The organism is Streptomyces sp. NPDC045431 (assembly GCF_040646655.1).
GTDB lineage: Bacteria > Actinomycetota > Actinomycetes > Streptomycetales > Streptomycetaceae > Streptomyces.
This window is the reverse complement of the sequence record NZ_JBEZAQ010000016.1, coordinates 138,878-159,651: the sequence shown is the minus strand read 5'-3', so window position 1 is coordinate 159,651 and position 20,774 is coordinate 138,878. Positions and strand designations below refer to the sequence as shown.

Here is a 20,774-nt window from a genome sequence, read left to right as displayed (position 1 = left end):
GCGCCCCTCGTCCGCACCTCACAGGAGACACACCCCAGATGATCGACCAGCACGGCAGCGACAGCAGCGCAGCGACGGACGCGGACCGAGCACGGGACGAGCCGATCGCCGTGATCGGCCTGTCCTGCCGGCTGCCCGGGGCCGAGGGCCCCGTCGCCTTCTGGGAACTCCTCAGGTCGGGCCGCGACGCGATCGGTGAGGTGCCGGAGGGCCGTTGGGAGTCCCCGGCCGGCGGGCACGACGGCCCCGACGGCCCGCCGGAGCGGCGCGGCGGGTTCATCGCCGACGCCGACGCCTTCGACGCGGCCTTCTTCGGCATCTCGCCGCAGGAAGCCCTGGCGATGGACCCGCAGCAGCGGCTGATCCTCGAACTCGCCTGGGAGGCCCTCGAGGACGCCCGTATCCTCCCCGGCAGCCTCGAAGGCAGCAGCACCGGCATCTTCATCGGCGCCATCTGGGACGACTACGCCAAGCTGCTCCACTCGTACGGCGCGCCCGCCATCGGCCCGTACACCGTGACCGGCGCCCACCGCGGCATCATCGCCAACCGGGTCTCCCACGCCCTGGGCCTCCAGGGCCCGAGCCTCACCCTCGACAGCGCCCAGTCCTCCTCGCTCGTCGCGGTGCACGCGGCGTGCGCCAGCCTGCGCAGCGGAGAGTCGACCACGGCCCTGGCCGGCGGCGTCAACCTCAACCTCATACCGGAGAGCACCCTCGCCCTCGCCCGCTTGGGCGCCCTCTCCCCGGACGCCCGCTGCCACGTCTTCGACGCCCGGGCCAACGGCATCGTGCGCGGCGAGGGCGGCGGCCTCGTCGTCCTCAAGCCCCTGTCGGCCGCCCTGGCCGACGGCGACCCGGTCTACTGCGTGATCCGGGGCAGCGCCGTCAACAACGACGGTGCCACTCCGGGCCTGACCACTCCGGGCGAGGCCACGCAGAGTGCCGCACTGCGCGCCGCCTGCCGCCGGGCCGGCATCGACCCGGCCCACCTCCAGTACCTGGAGCTGCACGGCACCGGCACCCCCGTCGGCGACCCGATCGAGGCCCGGGCCGTCGGCGCCGTCACCGCCCCCGGCCGCCCGGACGAGCACCCCCTGCGCGTCGGCTCCGCGAAGACGAACGTCGGCCACCTGGAAGCCGCCGCGGGCATCGTCGGCCTGCTGAAGGTGGCCCTGAGCATCCGCCACCGGGCACTGCCGCCCAGCCTCCACTACGACGTCCCGAACCCGGCGATCCCCCTGGACCGGCTGCGGCTGCGCGTACAGGACGAGCTCGGCCCCTGGCCGCGGGAGGACGCCCCGCTGCTCGCCGCCGTCGGCTCGCTCGGCATCGGCGGCACCAACTGCCACATGGTGCTGGCCGAGCCGCCCGCCACCGCCCCCGGGGACGCGGCGGGCACGGCGGGCACGGCGGGCACGGCGGGCACGGCGGGTACGGCGGAGGGCCCGCAGCCGGAAGCGCCGCTGCCGTGGGTGCTGTCGGGCCGCACCGAAGCGGCGGTACGCGCCCAGGCCCAGCGGCTCGCCGACCACCTCGACGCCCGTCCGGCCGCCGGTGTCGCCTCCACCGGCCTCTCCCTGGCCACCACCCGGACCGCCTTCGAACACCGGGCCGCCGTCGTGGCGGGCGCCCGCACCGAGCTGCTGGTGGGCCTGCGCGCCCTGGCCGGCGGACTGCCGTCCGCGCACGTGGTCACCGGTACCGTCCGGCCGGGCCGCACCGCCGTCCTGTTCGGCGGCGGCGGCAGCCAGCGCGTCGGCATGGGCCGTGAGCTGTACGCCGCCCACCCCGTCTACGCCGCCGCCTTCGACGCGGTCTGCGACGAACTCGACCGGCACCTCGACCGGCCCGTCCGCGCGCTGATCTTCGCCGAGCCCGGCAGCGCGGACGCCGCCCTGCTCGACCGTACCGACTACGCCCTGCCCGCACTGCTGGCGGTCGAGGTCGCTCTCTACCGGCTCTACGAGAGCTGGGGCGTCACTCCCGACTACGTCACCGGCCACTCCATGGGCGAGCTGGCGGCCGCGCACGTCGCCGGGGTCCTCTCCCTGCCGGACGTCTGCACCCTGGCCGCCGTCCGGGCCCGCCTCATCCAGTCCCGTGCGGGCGGCGCCATGGCCGCCGTACAGGCGGGGGAAGAGGAGGTCCTCGCGTCGTTCGAGACCCTCGGCGAGCACGTCGGCGCCGTGGCCGTCGCCGGGCTCAACTCCCCGGACGGGACCGTCGTCTCGGGTGACGAGGACGCCGTGCTCGCGGTGTGCGCGTACTGGCGTGAGCAGGGCCGCAAGTGCAAGCGGCTCGCCGTCACCGTCGCCGGCCACTCGGCGCACATGGACGCCATCCTCGACGAGTTCGAGCGGACCGCGAGGACCCTCGACTACCGCGCCGCCCGCATCCCCGTGGTGTCCAACGTCACCGGCCGGATCGCCACGGACGAGCAGCTCACCGACCCCCGCTACTGGGTCCGGCACATCCGTGCCACCGTGCGGTTCGCGGACGGGGTGCGCTCCCTGCGCGACGCGGGGGTCACCACGTTCCTGGAACTCTCCCCGACCCCGGTGCTCACCCAGGCCGTCACCGCCACCCTGGAGGGCGACGGGCCCCGCCCGGCCGTCTTCCCGGCGCTCGCACGCGACGGCGGGGAGCGGCAGTCCGCGATGGCCGCCCTGGCCCGGCTGCACACGGCCGGGGTGGCGTGCGACTGGCACGCGGTGTTCCCGGCCGGCACTCCGCTGGTCTCCCTCCCGCCGTACGCGTTCCAGCGCAAGCGCTACTGGCCCGACCCGGCCGGCCGGCCCCGGGCCCAGGGCACCGGCGGCCTGCGCGCGCTCGGCACCCCGGACGACGGCGAAGCCGACGGCACGGCGGCGGTGCTGCGCGGCCGGCTCGCCCCGCTGTCCACCGCGGAGCAGGAACACGCCCTGCGGGAGCTGATCGACACCGCCGCCGCGGTGGTCCTGCAACAGGCCGGGGACGAACCGCTCGACCCGGCCGCGGCCTTCTCCGATCTCGGGTTCGGTTCCCTGCGCGCCGTCGAGCTGCGCGGCCACCTCGAAACCGCGACCGGACTGCGGCTGCCGGCCTCGCTGCTCTTCGACTACCCGACCCCCGCGGCGCTCGCCGCGCACCTGCGGGAGCAGCTGTCGGCGGACCCGGGGGCGACGGCGGCGGCGCGGCCCCAGACGGTGTCGGTCGCGGCGGCGGACGACGATCCGATCGTGATCGTGGGGATGAGCTGTCGTTTCCCGGGTGACGTCGTGGACCCCGAGGGGTTGTGGCGGCTGGTCGCCGAGGGCCGGGAGGGAATCTCGGAGTTCCCGGTGAACCGTGGCTGGGACCTGGAGGGGCTCTACGATCCGGATCCCGAGCGGCGCGGTACGTCCTATACGCGGCACGGCGGGTTCCTTCATGACGCGGACCGCTTCGACGCGGAGTTCTTCGGGATCAGCCCGCGCGAGGCGCTGGCCACCGATCCGCAGCAGCGGTTGCTGCTGGAGACGGCGTGGGAGGCGTTCGAGCGCGCCGGGATCGACCCCACCGGCCTGCGCGGAAGCCAGACCGGCGTGTTCACGGGCCTGATGTCCCCGGACTACGGTCCTCGCCTGCACGAGGCCGTGGAGGACACCGACGGTTATCTCCTGACGGGCAGTTCGAACAGTGTGGCGTCGGGTCGGGTGGCGTACACGTTCGGTCTGGAAGGCCCGGCGGTCAGCGTGGACACGGCCTGCTCGTCGTCGCTGGTGGCGCTGCACCTGGCCGTGCAGGCCCTGCGGCGCGGCGAGTGCACCATGGCGCTCGCCGGCGGTGTGACCGTGATGTCCACCCCCGGAACGTTCGTGGAGTTCAGCCGCCAACGCGGCCTGTCCCAGGACGGCCGCTGCAAGGCCTTCTCCGACGACGCCGACGGCACCGGCTGGGGCGAAGGCGCCGGCCTGCTCCTGCTGGAGCGGCTGTCCGACGCCCGCCGCGCCGGCCGCCGGGTCCTGGCCGTCATACGAGGCAGCGCCGTCAACCAGGACGGCGCCAGCAACGGACTGACCGCCCCCAACGGCCCCTCACAGCAACGGGTGATCCGGCAAGCCCTCGCCTCGGCGGGGCTGTCGGGTGCCGACGTCGACGTGGTCGAAGCACACGGCACCGGAACGAAGCTGGGCGACCCCATCGAAGCGCAGGCACTGCTGGCCACCTACGGCCAGGACCACCACCCCGACAACCCCCTGTGGCTCGGCTCGGTCAAATCCAACATCGGCCACACCCAAGCCGCCGCAGGCGTGGCCGGCGTCATCAAAATGGTCATGGCCATGCACCACGGCACTCTCCCCGCCACCCTCAACGTCACCGAGGCATCCCGCCAGGTGGACTGGTCGGCAGGCGCCGTCAACCTCCTCACCGAAGCCCGACCCTGGGAAGCACCAGGCCGCCCGCGCCGCGCTGCGGTATCCGGCTTCGGCATCAGCGGCACCAACGCCCACCTCATCCTCGAAGAACCCGAACCGCACACCGACGACGAACCCACCCAGCCGACCACGGACCCCGTGTCGAGCGGCCCTGTGCTCTGGCCGCTGTCCGCCGCCGGTCCCGAGGCGCTCCGGGCTCAGGCCGCGCGCCTGCGCGACCACCTCACCACCGAGGCGCCCGCCGCCGACGCGGTGGCGGTCGCCCATGCCCTCGTCACGACCCGCGCGGCGCTCGGACACCGGGCCGTGGTCGTCGGCTCCGAGCGGGCGGAGCTCCTCGCCGCGCTGGACGCCTTCGCCCAGGGCGACAGCCCGGCGGCCGTACGGACCGGCGTGGCCCGCCCCTCCGGGCGTCTGGCGGTGTTGTTCGCGGGGCAGGGCTCCCAACGGGCGGGCATGGGCCGCGAACTGTACGCAGCACACCCCGTCTTCGCCGAAGCCTTCGACGAGATCTGCACCACCTTCGACCCACTCCTGGGACGCTCCCTGGCAGAGATCGTCTTCGCCGACAAGGACACACCCCAAGCCGCCCTCCTGAACGAAACACGCTTCGCCCAACCAGCCATCTTCGCCACCGAAGTAGCCCTCTACCGACTCCTCCAGACCTGGGGAATCCGACCCGACTTCCTCGCCGGACACTCCATCGGCGAAATCACCGCCGCCCACCTCGCCGGCGTATGGACCCTCACCGACGCCTGCACCCTCGTCGAAGCACGCGGCCGACTCATGCAATCCGCCCCACACACAGGCGCGATGGCATCCCTCCAAGCACACGAAACCGAAGTCCGCGCCACACTCCCCCCCGGAGTCGACATCGCGGCCGTCAACGCCCCCGACGCCACCGTGATCTCCGGCGACACCCAAGCCATAGACGCACTCATCACCACCTGGAAGAACCGCGGCCGCAAAGCAACCCGCCTCCGCGTCAGCCACGCCTTCCACTCCGCACACATGGACCAGATACTCGACGCCTTCCACCACACCCTCGAAACACTCCACTTCCACCCCGCCCAACTCCCCCTCATCTCCAACATCACCGGCACCCTCACCACCGACCAGGAACTCACCGACCCCACCTACTGGACCCGCCACATCCGCGAAGCCGTCCGCTTCGCCGACGCAATCCACACCCTCCGCACCCACGGCACCACCACCTTCCTGGAGGTCGGGTTCGACGCCGTGCTGACCCCGGCCGTCGCCGCGACCCTCGGTGACGACGAGCAGGTGCGGGCCATCCCTGCCGTACGGCGCCAGGGCGGCGAGGCCGCGTCCGTCGCGGCGGCACTGGCCGACGCCTACGCGTGCGGCGCGCTCACCCCCGACTGGGACGCCGTCCTGGGTACCGGCGATGCCGGAGCCCTCCGTTCCCGCCCCCTCGCCCTGCCGACGTACCCCTTCCAGGGCGAGCGGTACTGGCTGGAGGCCACCGCCCCGGCCGGCGACCTGGGCCGTCTCGGCCTCGACAGCGGCGCCGACCACCCGCTGCTGGCCGCCGCCGTCGAACTCGGCGACGACCAGGGGCTGCTCCTCACCGGCCGGCTGTCGCTGCGCACCCACCCGTGGCTCGCCGACCACGCGGTCGGCGACCAGGTGCTGCTGCCGGGCACCGCCTTCGTCGAGCTGGCCCTGCACGCCGGCGACCGGGCGGGCTTCCCCGTACTCGACGAGCTCACGATCGAGTCGCCCCTGTTCCTTCCCGCGCAGGGAGCCGTACAGCTCCAGGTCGCCGTCAAGGCGCCGGAGGCCGACGGCCGGTGCGCGGTGACCGTCCTCTCCCGGCCGCACCGGACCCACGGTGCCGCCGACGGTGACACCCCGTGGACCCGGCACGCCTCGGGACTGCTGGCCGCCGAACCGTCCCGGCCGCAGCCCGCACCGCAGCAGGCGGAGGCCTGGCCTCCGGCCGGTGCCGAGGCCGTGGACGTGGAGGGCGCGTACGCGGCGCTGGCCGGGCTCGGGTACGCCTACGGACCGGTGTTCCAGGGGCTGGCCGGCATGTGGCGCAAGGGCGGCGAGCTCTTCGCCGAGGTGCGGCTTCCCGAGGAAGCTGTGCGCGACGCCGGCGCGTTCGGGCTGCACCCGGCGCTGCTCGACGCCGCCCTGCACCCGCTCGTGCTGGCGGACGCCGCGGCGGGCGAGACCGTGGCGCCCCGCGTCCCCTTCTCGTTCTCCGGCGTACGGCTGCACGCGGTCGGCGCCGACCTGCTGCGGGTACGGATCTCCCCGGCCGGCGACGGCACCGCCGCGCTGAGCCTCACCGACGGCAGCGGTGCCCCGGTGGCCCGGATCACCGAGCTGCTGCTCCGTCCGATGGACCTGGGCGCCACCAGGCCCGGCGGCGAGACGCTGCTGGCCGTGGAGTGGCAGCCGCTCCGGCTCGAAGCGGCAACCACCGCGCAGAGCCCCCGTTTCGCGGTCCACGAGGTCGTCGCCGGGCAGCCGGCCCAGGCCGCCGGCGCCCTGGCGCTCTCCCGGATCCACGCATGGCTGGCGGAAGCGGAGGAGGGCGTACTGGTCGTCCGTACCCGCTCCGCGGACACCGACCCGGCGGGCGCGGCCGTCCGCGGACTCGTCCGCACGGCGCAGACCGAGCACCCCGGCCGGTTCGTCCTGCTGGACACCGACGGTGGTGACGTCCCATGGGACCTGGTCGCCGCCGCGGTGGAGTCCGGCGAATCCCAGCTGTCCCTGCGCGACGGGCGGTTGTCCGCAGCCCGGCTGGTCCCGGTCGCGGGCGAGAGCGCTGCCGCCGGGCGTCCGGGCTTCCGCGCCGGGGGCACGGTGCTGGTCACCGGCGGTACCGGCACGCTGGGCATGCTGGTGGCACGGCACCTGGTGACCGAGCACGGCGTACGGAACCTGCTGCTGGTCTCGCGCCGCGGCCCCGCCGCCCCCGGAGCCCCCGAGCTGACCGCCGAACTCGAAGCACTCGGCGCCCACGTCGACATCGCAGCCTGCGACATCGCAGACCGGACCGCGCTGGCCGAGCTACTGGACGGCATCCCGGCAGACCGCCCCCTGTCCGCCGTGATCCACACCGCCGGTGTGCTGGACGACGGCATTCTGGAGGCCATGACGGCGGAGCGGCTGGCCACGGTCTTCGCACCGAAGGTCGACGCGGCCCGGCACCTGCACGAGCTGACGCGGGACCTGGACCTGGACGCCTTCCTCCTCTTCTCCTCCGTGGCGGGCACCCTGGGCACCGCGGGGCAGGCCAACTACGCGGCGGCCAACGCCTGCCTGGACGCGCTGGCCACCGAGCGCCGTGCGGCCGGGCTTCCCGCGATCTCCCTGGCCTGGGGCCTGTGGGCGGAAGCCGGCGGTATGACCGTCGAGATGGCCGACGCCGACCTCGCCCGGATGCGCCGCGCCGGCATCGCGCCGATGTCGAACGCCGAGGGACTGGCCTTCCTCGACACCGCCCTCGCCGGGACCGCCCCGGCCGTCGTCGCGGCCGGCCTCGACCTGGCCCAGCTCCGCGGCCGGGCCGCGGTGGGCACCCTGCCCGCCCTGTTCCGCCGACTGGTCCGGGTTCCGGCCCGCCGTCGCACCGCGGGAGAGGGCGCGGACGGGTCGTGGGCCGCGCGGCTGCGAGCCATGCCCGCCGCCGAGCGCGAGCAGACCGCACTCGCCCTCGTACGGGCGCAGGCCGCCGCCGTGCTCGGGCACTCGGGCACCCGGGCCGTGCCCGCCGACCGGGCGTTCAGCGAGCTGGGCTTCGACTCGCTGACCGCGGTCGAGCTGCGCAACCGGCTCAACCAGGCGACGGGGCTGCGGCTGCCGGCGTCGCTGCTCTTCGACTACCCGACCGCGAGCGCTCTGGCGGCGCACCTGCGGGCCGAGGTACTCGGCACCGACGAGCCCGGCGTCGACGTGCCCGGGACCGACGGCACGTCGACGGGGGCCGATGTCCTCCCCGTCGACGACGATCCGATCGTGATCGTGGGGATGAGCTGTCGTTTCCCGGGTGACGTCGTGGACCCCGAGGGCTTGTGGCGGCTGGTCGCCGACGGCCGGGAGGGAATCTCGGAGTTCCCGGCGAACCGCGGCTGGGACCTGGAGGGGCTCTACGATCCGGATCCCGAGCGGCGCGGTACGTCCTATACGCGGCACGGCGGATTCCTGCACGACGCGGACCGCTTCGACGCGGAGTTCTTCGGGATCAGCCCGCGCGAGGCACTGGCCACCGATCCGCAGCAGCGGTTGCTGCTGGAGACGGCGTGGGAGGCGTTCGAGCGCGCCGGGATCGACCCCACCGGCCTGCGCGGAAGCCAGACCGGTGTGTTCGCCGGCGTCATGTACCACGACTACGCCTCGCGGCTCCAGCCCATTCCGGAGGGATACGAAGGCCTGCTGCTGACCGGCAATACCGGCAGCGTGGCGTCGGGTCGGGTGGCGTACACGTTCGGCCTGGAAGGCCCGGCGGTCAGCGTGGACACGGCCTGCTCGTCGTCGCTCGTGGCGCTGCACCTGGCCGTACAGGCCCTGCGGCGCGGCGAGTGCACCATGGCGCTCGCCGGCGGTGTGACCGTGATGTCCACCCCCGGAACCTTCGTGGAGTTCAGCCGCCAACGCGGCCTGTCCCAGGACGGCCGCTGCAAGGCCTTCTCCGACGACGCCGACGGCACCGGCTGGGGCGAAGGCGCCGGCCTGCTCCTGCTGGAGCGGCTGTCCGACGCCCGCCGCGCCGGCCGCCGGGTCCTGGCCGTCATACGAGGCAGCGCCGTCAACCAGGACGGCGCCAGCAACGGACTGACCGCCCCCAACGGCCCCTCACAGCAACGGGTGATCCGGCAAGCCCTCGCCTCGGCGGGGCTGTCGGGTGCCGACGTCGACGTCGTCGAAGCCCACGGCACCGGAACCCGGCTGGGCGACCCCATCGAAGCGCAGGCACTGCTGGCCACCTACGGCCAGGACCACCACCCCGACAACCCCTTGTGGCTCGGCTCGGTCAAGTCCAACATCGGCCACACCCAAGCCGCCGCAGGCGTGGCCGGGGTCATCAAAATGGTGATGGCCATGCACCACGGCACTCTCCCCGCCACCCTCAACGTCACCGAGGCATCCCGCCAGGTGGACTGGTCGGCAGGCGCCGTCAACCTCCTCACCGAAGCCCGACCCTGGCAGACGGAAGGCCGCCCGCGCCGCGCCGCGGTATCCGGCTTCGGCATCAGCGGCACCAACGCCCACCTCATCCTCGAAGAACCCGAACCGGCGGAAGCACCCCAGACCGACAGCACCGTTCACGAGGGCAGCAGCCCCTGCCTGCCCCCGTTCATCCTCTCCGCCCGGGCCGAGCAGCCCCTGCGGGACATCGCCGCGCGGGTGAGCGAGGTCCTCGCCCCCGCCGACGTGGACCCCGCCGACGTGGCCTGGTCCCTGCTGACCACCCGCGCCGTCCTCGACCACCGCGCCGTCGTCACCGCCACCGGCCGTGACGACGTACGCGAGGCCTTGGACGCCCTCGCCGCCGGACGGCCCGACCCGCGCGTGGTCACCGGCCTCGCCGCCTCAGGCGGTCTCGGGGACACCGTGTTCGTCTTCCCCGGCCAGGGGTCCCAGTGGACCGGCATGGCCCTCGAACTCCTGGAGAGCTCACCCGTCTTCCGGGACCGGATGGCCGAATGCGCCGAGGCGCTCGCCGAGTTCACGGACTGGTCCCTGCTGGACGTCCTGCGTGGTGCGCCCGGTGCGCCCGGCTACGACCGGGTGGACGTCGTCCAGCCCGTCCTGTTCGCCGTCATGGTGTCGCTCGCCGCGCTCTGGGAGTCGTACGGCGTCCGCCCGGCCGCGGTCGTCGGGCACTCCCAGGGCGAGATCGCCGCGGCCGCCGTGGCGGGGGCGCTCAGCCTCCAGGACGCGGCTCGTGTCGTCGCCCTGCGCAGCCGCGCCCTCGGTGCGCTCGCGGGCACCGGCGGCATGGTGTCGGTGCCCCTGCCGTACGAGGAGACGGACCGCCGCATCGCGGCCTGGGCCGGCCGGCTCTCGGTCGCCACCGTCAACGGGCCCGGCTCGTGCGTGGTCTCCGGAGACCCGGACGCACTGGACGAACTGCTCGCCGTCTGCGCGGCCGAGGAGATCCGGGCCCGGCGCATCCCCGTCGACTACGCCTCCCACTCCGCGCACGTGGAGGCCATCGAGGAGGAGCTGCTCACCCTGTTGGCGCCCGTCGCACCCCGTGCCTCGCGCGTCCCCTTCTATTCGGCCGTCACCGGTGACGTGCTGGACACCGAGGAACTCGACGCCGCGTACTGGTACCGCAACCTGCGCGCCACCGTGCGCTTCGACGTGGCCACCCGGACCCTGCTGGAGCACGGCCACGGCGCGTTCATCGAGGTCAGCCCCCACCCGGTGCTGACCACCGCCGTCCAGGACTCCATCGCGGCGTCGGCGGCCCCGGGGGCCGAGGCGGTGGCGCTGGGTACCCTGCGCCGCGACGAGGGCGGGCTGGAGCGCTTCCACGCCTCCGTCGCCGCCGGATACACCGCCGGGCTGGAGGTGGACTGGAAGGCCGCCTTCGACGGCGAGGGCGCCACCCGTCCCCGCCGCCACGTCGACCTGCCCACCTATCCCTTCCAGCACGTCTCGTACTGGCTCGACGCGACGGCCCCGGCCGGCGACATGAACACCGCCGGCCTGCGCAGCGCCGACCACGCGCTCCTGGCGGCCGCCGTCGAGTTCGGTGACGGACGCGGACTGCTGCTCTCCGGCCGGCTGTCGCTGCGCACCCACCCGTGGCTCGCCGACCACGCCGTCAGCGGCACCGTGCTGCTGCCCGGCACCGCCTTCGTCGAACTCGCCCTGCGGGCTGCGCGCGAGGCCGGGTGCGCCCACGTGGAGGAGCTCGTCATCGAGGCGCCGATGGTGTTCGCGGAAGGCACCGCCCTGCGCCTCCAGGTCTCCGTCGGCGAACCGGCCGCGGACGGCCGGCGCAGCGTGACGGTCCTGTCCCGGACCGATGACGACGACCCGCAGGGCACCTGGGTCCGGCACGCCACCGGCACGCTGAGCACCACGCCGGCGCCTGCCGCCCCCCTGCCGGAGGCGTGGCCGCCGCCGGGCGCGGTCCCGGTGGACCTCGAAGGCGCGTACGAGCGGCTCGCCGCCCAGGGTTACGAGTACGGACCCGCCTTCCAGGGCCTGCGGGCCCTGTGGCGCGGCGACGACGGAACCGACGTGTACGCCGAAGTGGCCCTCGCGCCCGAGGAGAGCGCCGGAGCCGACGCGTTCGGTCTGCATCCGGCCCTGCTGGACGCGGCCCTCCACCCGGTGGTGCTCGGCGCGCTGGGCGCGACCGAGGAAGGCGCGCTGCCGTTCTCGTGGAGCGGGGTCACCCTGCACGCCGAAGGTGCCCAGGCGCTCCGCGTGCGGCTGCGTACGGTCGGCCGCGACGAGATCGCCGTCTCGGTCGCCGACGCGCTCGGCGGCCCGGTCGCCGACGTGGGTGCGCTGAGCCTGCGCGTGGTCGACAAGGACCGGCTGCGCGCGGCCGGGACCCGGCAGGTGCCGCTGCTGCGGATGGACTGGCAGCCGTACGAGGTCCCCGCGGGCTCGGCCACCGGAGCCGGCTTCCAGGTATGGGAGCCGGAGGCCGGCTCCGGCGAGGTCACCGAGGTGCTCGCCGGGGTGCTGGCGCGGCTGCAGTCACACGTCGCCGACGACACGACGGAGCCTCTGGTCGTGGTGACCCGGCAGGCCGTGGCCGCTCCCGGCACGGCCGCGCCGAATCCGGTCGCGGCGGCCGTCTGGGGGCTGGTCCGCACGGCGCAGACCGAGCACCCCGGCCGGTTCCTCCTGCTCGACCTGGAGAGGGACGCCGAGCTGCCCGTGGTGGCGGAGACCGGCACCGAGACGCAGTTCGCCGTACGGGGAGGGCGGTGGTTCCTGCCGAGGCTGGTCCCGGCCGCGGACGACGGTGCTGCCGCCGGGCGTCCGGTCTTCCGCGCCGGGGGCACGGTGCTGGTCACCGGTGGTACCGGGGCGCTGGGCATGCTGGTGGCACGGCACCTGGTGACCGAGCACGGCGTACGGAACCTGCTGCTGGTCTCACGCCGCGGCCCCGCCGCCGACGGCGCCCGCGAGCTGACCGCCGAACTCGAAGCACTCGGCGCACGCGTCGACATCGCAGCCTGCGACATCGCAGACCGGACCGCGCTGGCAGGACTGCTGGACGGCATCCCGACGGACCGCTCCCTGTCCGGCGTGATCCACACCGCCGGCGTCCTCGACGACGGCACCCTGGAGACCATGACGGCGGAGCGACTGACCACCGTTTTCGCCCCCAAGGCCGACGCAGCCCACCACCTGCACGACCTGACGCGGCACCACGACCTGGACGCCTTCGTCCTGTTCTCCTCGTACGCCGGCACCATCGGCAACGCGGGACAGGCCAACTACGCCGCAGCCAACACCTACCTCGACGCACTCGCCGAACACCGCCACACACTCGGCCTGCCCGCCACCTCCATCGCCTGGGGCCTGTGGGAGGACGCCAGCGGCATGACCGGTGAGCTCAACGCCGCCGACCTGGCCCGCCTCGGTCGCTCCGGCATCGCGCCGCTCGCCGCCGACCAGGGGCTCGCCCTGTTCGACGCCGCCCTCGCCGGGACCGCCCCGGTCGTGGTCGCGGCCCGCCTCGACCTGGCCGCCCTGGCCCGGAGCGGCGGACCGGTCCCGAGCGCTCTGCGGGGTCTCGTACGGCCCACCGCGCGGCGGGCCGCGACCGCCGCCACGGGGGCCGGCGACTCCGTCGGCGGCGGGCTCGCCGACCGCGTGCGCGCTCTGGCGGCCGATGAGCGCCGGCGGCTGGTCACCGAACTGGTGGCGGCCGAGGTGGCCGCCGTACTCGGGCACACCGACCCTCGCGCCGTACCGGTGGACCGTCCCTTCATGGAGCTGGGATTCGACTCGCTGACCGCGGTCGAGCTGCGCAACCGGCTGAACCGGGCGACCGGGCTCAAGCTGCCGGCGTCGCTGGTGTTCGATCACCCGACCGTCGCCGTGCTCGCCACACAGCTCACCCGGGAGCTCGGGGGCGATGACGAGGGGACGGGGACCGAAGCGGGCGTGAGCGCACCGCCTGCGGTGTCGGCCGTCCTCACCGACGACGAGCCGATCGCGATCGTCGGGATCGGCTGCCGCTTCCCGGGAGGAATCACCGACCCCGAGGGGTTGTGGCGGCTGGTCGCCGAAGGCCGCGACGCCATCGGGGACTTCCCCGACGGCCGCGACTGGGACCTGGACGCCCTGTTCGACGCCGATCCGGAGCAGCGGGGGACGTCGTACACGCGGCGCGGTGGCTTCCTCTACGACGCGGACCGCTTCGACGCGGAGTTCTTCGGGATGAGTCCGCGCGAGGCGCTGGCCACCGATCCGCAGCAGCGGTTGCTGCTGGAGACGGCGTGGGAGGCGTTCGAGCGGGCGGGGGTCGACCCGGCCGGCCTGCGCGGAAGCCAGACCGGTGTGTTCGCCGGCGTCATGTACAACGACTACGCCTCACGCATCAAGCGGGCGCCCCGGGACCTGGAGGGTTACCTGGTCAACGGCAGTTCGAACAGTGTGGCGTCGGGTCGGGTGGCGTACACGTTCGGTCTGGAGGGCCCGGCGGTGAGCGTGGACACGGCGTGCTCGTCGTCGCTCGTGGCGCTGCACCTGGCGGTGCAGGCGCTGCGGCGCGGTGAGTGTGCGATGGCGCTGGCCGGTGGTGTGACGGTGATGTCGACTCCGGCGACGTTCGTGGAGTTCAGCCGGCAGCGAGGTCTGTCCGAGGACGGCCGGTGCAAGGCGTTCTCCGACGACGCGGACGGCACCGGTTTCGCCGAGGGTGCGGGGCTGTTGCTGCTGGAGCGGCTGTCCGACGCCCGCCGCGCCGGCCGCCGGGTCCTGGCCGTCATACGAGGCAGCGCCGTCAACCAGGACGGCGCCAGCAACGGACTGACCGCCCCCAACGGCCCCTCACAACAACGCGTCATCCGCCAGGCCCTGGCCTCCGCCGGACTCACCGGCGCCGACATCGACGTCGTCGAAGCACACGGCACCGGAACGAAGCTGGGCGACCCCATCGAAGCGCAGGCACTGCTGGCCACCTACGGCCAGGACCACCACCCCGACAACCCCTTGTGGCTCGGCTCGGTCAAATCCAACATCGGCCACACCCAAGCCGCCGCAGGCGTGGCCGGCGTCATCAAAATGGTGATGGCCATGCACCACGGCACCCTCCCGGCCACCCTCAACGTCACTGAAGCTTCCCGCCAGGTGGACTGGTCGGCAGGCGCCGTGAACCTGCTGACCGAAGCCCGACCCTGGGAAGCACCAGGCCGCCCGCGCCGCGCCGCGGTCTCGGGATTCGGCATCAGCGGCACCAACGCCCACCTCATCCTCGAAGAACCCGAACCGCACACCGACGACGAACCCGCCCAGCCGACCACGGACCCGGTCCCGGTCCCGTGGGTGCTCTCCGCCCCCACCGGCGCCGCACTCCGCGCCCAGGCGGAGGCCCTCGTCGCACACGTCGAGGCCGACCCGGCAGCCGCTGTCCCGGCCGCGACCGGCCTGGCTCTGGCCACCGGTCGCACCGCCTTCAGCCACCGCGCGGCCGTGGTGGGCAGCGATCAGGAGGAGTTCCTGACCGGACTGCGGGCCCTGGCCGAAGGCCGAGCGGTGCCGTCCGTCGTCCAGGGCCGGCCCGTCAGCGGGTCCCGCCTGGCGGTGTTGTTCGCGGGGCAGGGCTCCCAACGAGCGGGTATGGGCCGCGAACTGTACGCAGCACACCCCGTCTTCGCCGAAGCCTTCGACGAGATCTGCACCACCTTCGACCCACTCCTGGGACGCTCCCTGGCAGACATCGTCTTCGCCGACAAGGACACACCCCAAGCCGCCCTCCTGAACGAAACACGCTTCGCCCAACCAGCCATCTTCGCCACCGAAGTAGCCCTCTACCGACTCCTCCAGACCTGGGGAATCCGACCCGACTTCCTCGCCGGACACTCCATCGGCGAAATCACCGCCGCCCACCTCGCCGGCGTATGGACCCTCACCGACGCCTGCACCCTCGTCGAAGCACGCGGCCGACTCATGCAATCCGCCCCACACACCGGCGCGATGGCATCCCTCCAAGCACACGAAACCGAAGTCCGCGCCACACTCCCCCCCGGAGTCGACATCGCGGCCGTCAACGCCCCCGACGCCACCGTGATCTCCGGCGACACCCAAGCCGTAGAGGCACTCACCACCACCTGGAAGAACCGCGGCCGCAAGGCAACCCGCCTCCGCGTCAGCCACGCCTTCCACTCCGCACACATGGACCAGATACTCGACGCCTTCCACAACACCCTCGAAACACTCCACTTCCACCCCGCCCAACTCCCCCTCATCTCCAACATCACCGGAACCCTCACCACCGACCAGGAACTCACCGACCCCACCTACTGGACCCGCCACATCCGCGAAGCCGTCCGCTTCGCCGACGCAATCCACACCCTCCGCACCCACGGCACCACCACCTTCCTGGAGGTGACACCGGCCGCCGTACTGTCGCCCGCCGTGGAACGGGTCCTCGACGAGGCGGCGGAGGACCGCCCGGCCGTGGCCGTCGCGGTTCCGGACCCGGCCGCATTGGCCGTGGCGGTGGGCCGGATGTACGTGACCGGAGCCGCCGAGCTCGACTGGGCGGCGCTGTTCCCGCGGGGAACACGGCCGGCGCCCGTGCCCACGTACGCCTTCCAACGACAGCGCTACTGGCTCTCCCCGTCACCCGAGGAGCACTCGGCTCCGGCCCTGCCGGGGGCCGGGCACCACCCGGTGCTCGGCGCCGGCCTGGAGCTGGCGGACGGCAGCACGGTCCACACGGCCCGGCTGTCCGCCGCCACCCACGCGGAACTGGTGGACCAGGAGCTGGCCACGGGCGGCGTGCTGCTGGACGGCACCCCCCTGGTGCTCACCCGGCACGCCCCGCTGCGCCTGCCCGCCGACGACGCCGTGGACGTACAGCTCGCTCTCGCCCGCCCCGATGCGCGCGGGCACCGCGCGGCCGTCCTGCACTCCCGCCCGGTGGCGGCGACGGGCGCCCGGCCCGGGCCGTGGCGGCGCCACGCCGAAGCGGTGCTTCCGGCCGTGGTCGGCTGTGCGCCCGCCGCCGCGCTGTACAGGGTGGACCACATCGCCCTGCCGTCCGGTGCGCCGGCACCGGAGCCGGCCCCGATCGACCCGGGGGACGTCCTGTTCACCGTGCCCTCCGGAGCCGGACCGCGGGAGGCGGCCGCGGAGACGCTGGCACGGATCCAGCGGCTGGCGGCCGAGGAGGACCCGGCCGTACGACGTCTCGTCGTGGTCACCTCCCGCGCGGTCACGGTCGACGGAGAGCCGCTCACCGCCGGTCCCGACGCTGCCGCCGCCCGCGGACTGGTCCGTAGCGCGCAGTCGGAACTGCCGGGCCGGCTGGTCCTGCTGGACACCGACGGCAGCGACGCCTCGACGGCAGCCGTGCCCGCGGCACTGGCGACCGGGGAACCGGAGCTCGTGCTGCGTGCCGGGACGGTGTACGTGCCCCGCCTGGTCCAGGCCGGTCCCGCCGATCCCGCTGCGGCCGCCCGGCCGGTGCTGAGCCCGCAGGGCACGGTGCTGGTCACCGGCGGTACCGGCACGCTGGGCATGCTGGTGGCACGGCACCTGGTGACCGAGCACGGCGTACGGAACCTGCTGCTGGTCTCGCGCCGCGGCCCCGCCGCCCCCGGAGCCCCCGAGCTGACCGCCGAACTCGAAGCACTCGGCGCCCACGTCGACATCGCAGCCTGCGACATCGCAGACCGGACCGCGCTGGCCGAGCTACTGGACGGCATCCCGGCAGACCGCCCCCTGTCCGCCGTGATCCACACCGCCGGTGTGCTGGACGACGGCATTCTGGAGGCCATGACGGCGGAGCGGCTGGCCACGGTCTTCGCCCCCAAGGCCGACGCAGCCCACCACCTGCACGAGCTGACGCGGGACCTGGACCTGGACGCCTTCGTCCTGTTCTCCTCGTACGCCGGCACCATCGGCAACGCGGGACAGGCCAACTACGCCGCAGCCAACACCTACCTCGACGCACTCGCCGAACACCGCCACACACTCGGCCTGCCCGCCACCTCCATCGCCTGGGGCCTGTGGGAGGGGGACGGCATGGGCGGCAGCCTCGCTGTCGGCGATCGGAGCCGGATGGACCGGTCCGGCGTACGGGCGATGCCTGCCAGGGCGGCCCTCGGTCTGCTCGACGCCGCGCTGACCGGGGCGGATCCAGCCCTGGTCGCCGTGGACCTGGACGGGGCGGCACTGGCGGAGCGGGTGGCGTCGGGAGCCCTGCCGGCGATCCTGTCCGCGCTCCCGGCGGGCGCCTCGGACCAGGCCGGGTCCGAGGGCGCCGCCGCCGAACCGGTGGTGCTGGACGCCGAGCAGGCGTACGCGCTGGTGCTGCGCACCGTCGCCGAGGTCCTCGGTTACGACGATCCGGACGAGGTGGAGGTCGAGGAGGAACTGCTCGACCTGGGCTTCGACTCGCTGATGGCGGTCGACCTGCGCAACCGGCTGACTACCGAGACGGGGCTGGTCCTGCCCAGTTCGCTGGTGTTCGACTTCCCGACGATCCGCAAACTGGCGGACCACCTCGCGGAGCAGCCGGCCCCGCACACCGACGCCTAGGGCGCCTGTCACAGGTGGCCCGGGGGCCGTGGCGCACACGATCCGTGCGCGACGGCCCCCGGGCTCCCCCATCGCCAGGTCCTCAGGCCTGCGGGATCAACACGCCTGGGCCGCGAGGAGCCTGCGCGGCATCTCCCTCACCGGTGTGTGGACGATCAGCCGCACCGCGCCGTCCGGGTCCCTGTGGAGCAGCTCGACCATCCGTACGTCGATGACTCCACGCTTGGGGTGGCGCATGCGGTGCGTCCTGCTGAGGGGCCCCGCCACCTGGTGCTCGTCCCACCACATGCGGAACCTGGGGCTGCGCGCGGCGAGTTCCTCCACGAGCGGGCCGGTGCGCGGACAGGTCCGCCAGTCGGTCACCTCGGCCCGGAAGCAGGCGATGAAATGGCGGCAGACGTCCTCCCAGTCGACGAAGAGGCGGTGCGCCTCCTCGGAAGTGAACATCCACACAAGGAGGTTGCGCTCACGACCCGACAGGTTGCCGAAGTTCGCCAGCCAGTCCGGCACCGCACGATTCCAGCCAAGCAGGTCGCCCGAGAGGGAGCAGACATAGGCGGGGAAGGGGTACATCCCCTCCGCCACGGCGACGAGCGATCTCCAGGACTTGGGCACCTTGGCGGCGGGCTGCGGGGAGGGCCGCTCGCTGGACAGGTTGAGCAGGTAGTCGCGTTCGAAGACGGAGAGTCCGAGCACGCTGGCCAGGTTGTTCAGGACCTCGGGCGAGGGAGAGACGTCCCGGCCCTGTTCGAGGTACGTGTACCAGGTCGGGCTGAGCCCGGCCAGCACGGCGACTTCTTCGCGGCGCAGTCCGGGAGTCCGTCGTCGTATCCCCTGAGGAAGTCCCACCTCGCAAGGCAAGATGCTTTCTCGCCGCTTTCTCAGAAAATTGGCTCGTTCTAGCCTACGGTGCTCCTCTATGGCCACGCTCTACCCCCCGCAGGAACGGTGCTTGTGATCTTCCGGATCTAATCACAGTCGCCCAATGCGCTTGCCGTGGCGAACCATTACCGCTGGCCAGCCGGGATGACGTGCGCTCTCAGCGAACGAACTACGGTTCGGCTGAGTCCCCGTGGTGATCGTGCTACGGTCCGATGAGTGAAGATCGGTAAGTGTCACGTCAGTTGAGCGCATCGGTCGGATCAGCAGGACCGGAACGGCAGTGATACATCGAACGGTGGCTGTGGCCGCCAGTGGATCCACTTGGGGGTTCAGTGACTCGTCAGGATGACTTTCAGCCGGCGGAATTCGGCCATGAGACGCCCCGAATGAACAGCGACGCACCGGCGCCCTGGGGAATGGGCGACCAGGTATTCAGCAGCCTGCTCCGGCACCGCATTATCTTCCTGGGCCAGGCCGTCGATGACGAAATCGCCAACCGCATCACCGCGCAGCTCCTGATGCTCGCCGCCCAGTCCGAAGAGGACATCTACCTGTACATCAACTCGCCGGGTGGCTCGGTCACCGCCGGCATGGCGGTGTACGACACGATGCAGATCATCAAGAACGACGTCGTCACCATCGCCATGGGCTTCTGCGCCTCCATGGGGCAGTTCCTGCTGACCGCCGGCGCCCCCGGCAAGCGCTTCGCCCTGCCGCACGCGAAGATCCTCATGCACCAGCCGTCGGCCGGCTTCTCCGGATCGGCGAGTGACATCCGCATCTACGTGCAGCACCTCCTCAAGACGAAGCGCGAAATGGCGGAACTCATCGCGCAGCACTCCGGCAACGACGTGGAGCGCATCACCAAGGACTCCGACCGCGACTACTGGTTCTCCGCGCAGGAGGCCAAGGAGTACGGCCTCATCGACGACGTGATCCAGTCCACTCCGGCCATCTCGGGTGGCGGCGGGCTCGCGGCCCGCTGACCTGACGGCACTACATCACCCCGGTGCAGGCGGTACGGCTGGTGACGGTACGTCACCCGCCGTGCCGCCGCGCCGCATCGGCGTGCCCTCAGCACGCCCTGCCCCGCCCGCTCCCGCCACCAAATCCCGGACATCACGGAGGCTGCCTTGTCCATGCACGACTACGCGCCCCAGGCCCGTTACGTCATCCCCCGCTTCGTCGAGCGCACCTCGCAGGGCGCGCGGGAGTACGACCCGTACGCGAAGCTCTTCGAGGAGCGGGTCATCTTCCTCGGTTCCGAGATCGACGACACGTCCGCCAGCGACGTCATGGCCCAGCTCCTCTGCCTGGAGTCGGCCGACCCGGACCGCGACATCTCGATCTACATCAACTCGCCCGGCGGCTCCATCACTTCGCTGCTCGCCATCTACGACACGATGCAGTTCGTCAAGCCCGACATCCAGACGGTCTGCATCGGCCAGGCGACCTCGGCCGCCTCGGTGATCCTGGCGGCCGGCACCAAGGGCAAGCGCATCGCGCTCCCCAACTCCCGCGTGCTGATGCACCAGCCGGCCAGCCCGGGCCAGCAGGGGCAGGTCTCCGACCTGGAGATCCAGTGGCTGGAGATCGAGCGCATCCGGGACCGGATCGAGACGATCATGGCCCTGCACACCGGCCGCGACCGGGACCAGATCCGCGAGGACCTCGACCGTGACAAGATCCTCACCGCCCAGGATGCCCTGGAGTACGGGATCGTGGACCAGGTGGTCGTCCCGCGCGGGAAGAACGGTTCCTGAG

4 protein-coding genes are annotated in these 20,774 nt (G+C 73.0%); 3 read left to right on the top strand and 1 reads right to left on the bottom strand.

Translation table 11 applies throughout. From position 1 onward, the window contains the following. Window positions 1-38: 38 nt before the first annotated feature. Window positions 39-18,128, top strand: coding sequence for a type I polyketide synthase (locus tag AB0A69_RS26910; RefSeq protein WP_361427154.1), 18,090 nt, complete (start codon window positions 39-41; stop codon window positions 18,126-18,128). 96 nt (window positions 18,129-18,224) lie between these two features. Here the strand turns inward: AB0A69_RS26910 and AB0A69_RS26905 are convergent, their stop codons facing one another. Next, window positions 18,225-18,977 carry a helix-turn-helix transcriptional regulator gene (locus AB0A69_RS26905; protein ID WP_361427151.1) on the bottom strand — a complete coding sequence of 251 codons (753 nt, stop codon included), beginning with the start codon at window positions 18,975-18,977 and terminating at the stop codon, window positions 18,225-18,227. 419 nt (window positions 18,978-19,396) lie between these two features. Here AB0A69_RS26905 and AB0A69_RS26900 point away from each other — a divergent pair, with 419 nt between their 5' ends. Continuing rightward, window positions 19,397-19,996 carry an ATP-dependent Clp protease proteolytic subunit gene (locus tag AB0A69_RS26900; protein ID WP_361427148.1) on the top strand — a complete coding sequence of 200 codons (600 nt, stop codon included), beginning with the start codon at window positions 19,397-19,399 and terminating at the stop codon, window positions 19,994-19,996. A 153-nt stretch (window positions 19,997-20,149) separates the two neighbouring features. Further along, window positions 20,150-20,773 carry an ATP-dependent Clp protease proteolytic subunit gene (locus tag AB0A69_RS26895; RefSeq protein WP_361427242.1) on the top strand — a complete coding sequence of 208 codons (624 nt, stop codon included), beginning with the start codon at window positions 20,150-20,152 and terminating at the stop codon, window positions 20,771-20,773. Window position 20,774: the final 1 nt, after the last annotated feature.

Excerpts from the sequence above, each read along its gene's own strand:
- AB0A69_RS26910 (WP_361427154.1), top strand. The coding sequence starts at position 39 with ATGATCGACCAGCACGGCAGCGACAGCAGCGCAGCGACGGACGCGGAC.
- AB0A69_RS26900 (WP_361427148.1), top strand. The coding sequence starts at position 19,397 with ATGAACAGCGACGCACCGGCGCCCTGGGGAATGGGCGACCAGGTATTC.
- AB0A69_RS26895 (WP_361427242.1), top strand. The coding sequence starts at position 20,150 with ATGCACGACTACGCGCCCCAGGCCCGTTACGTCATCCCCCGCTTCGTC.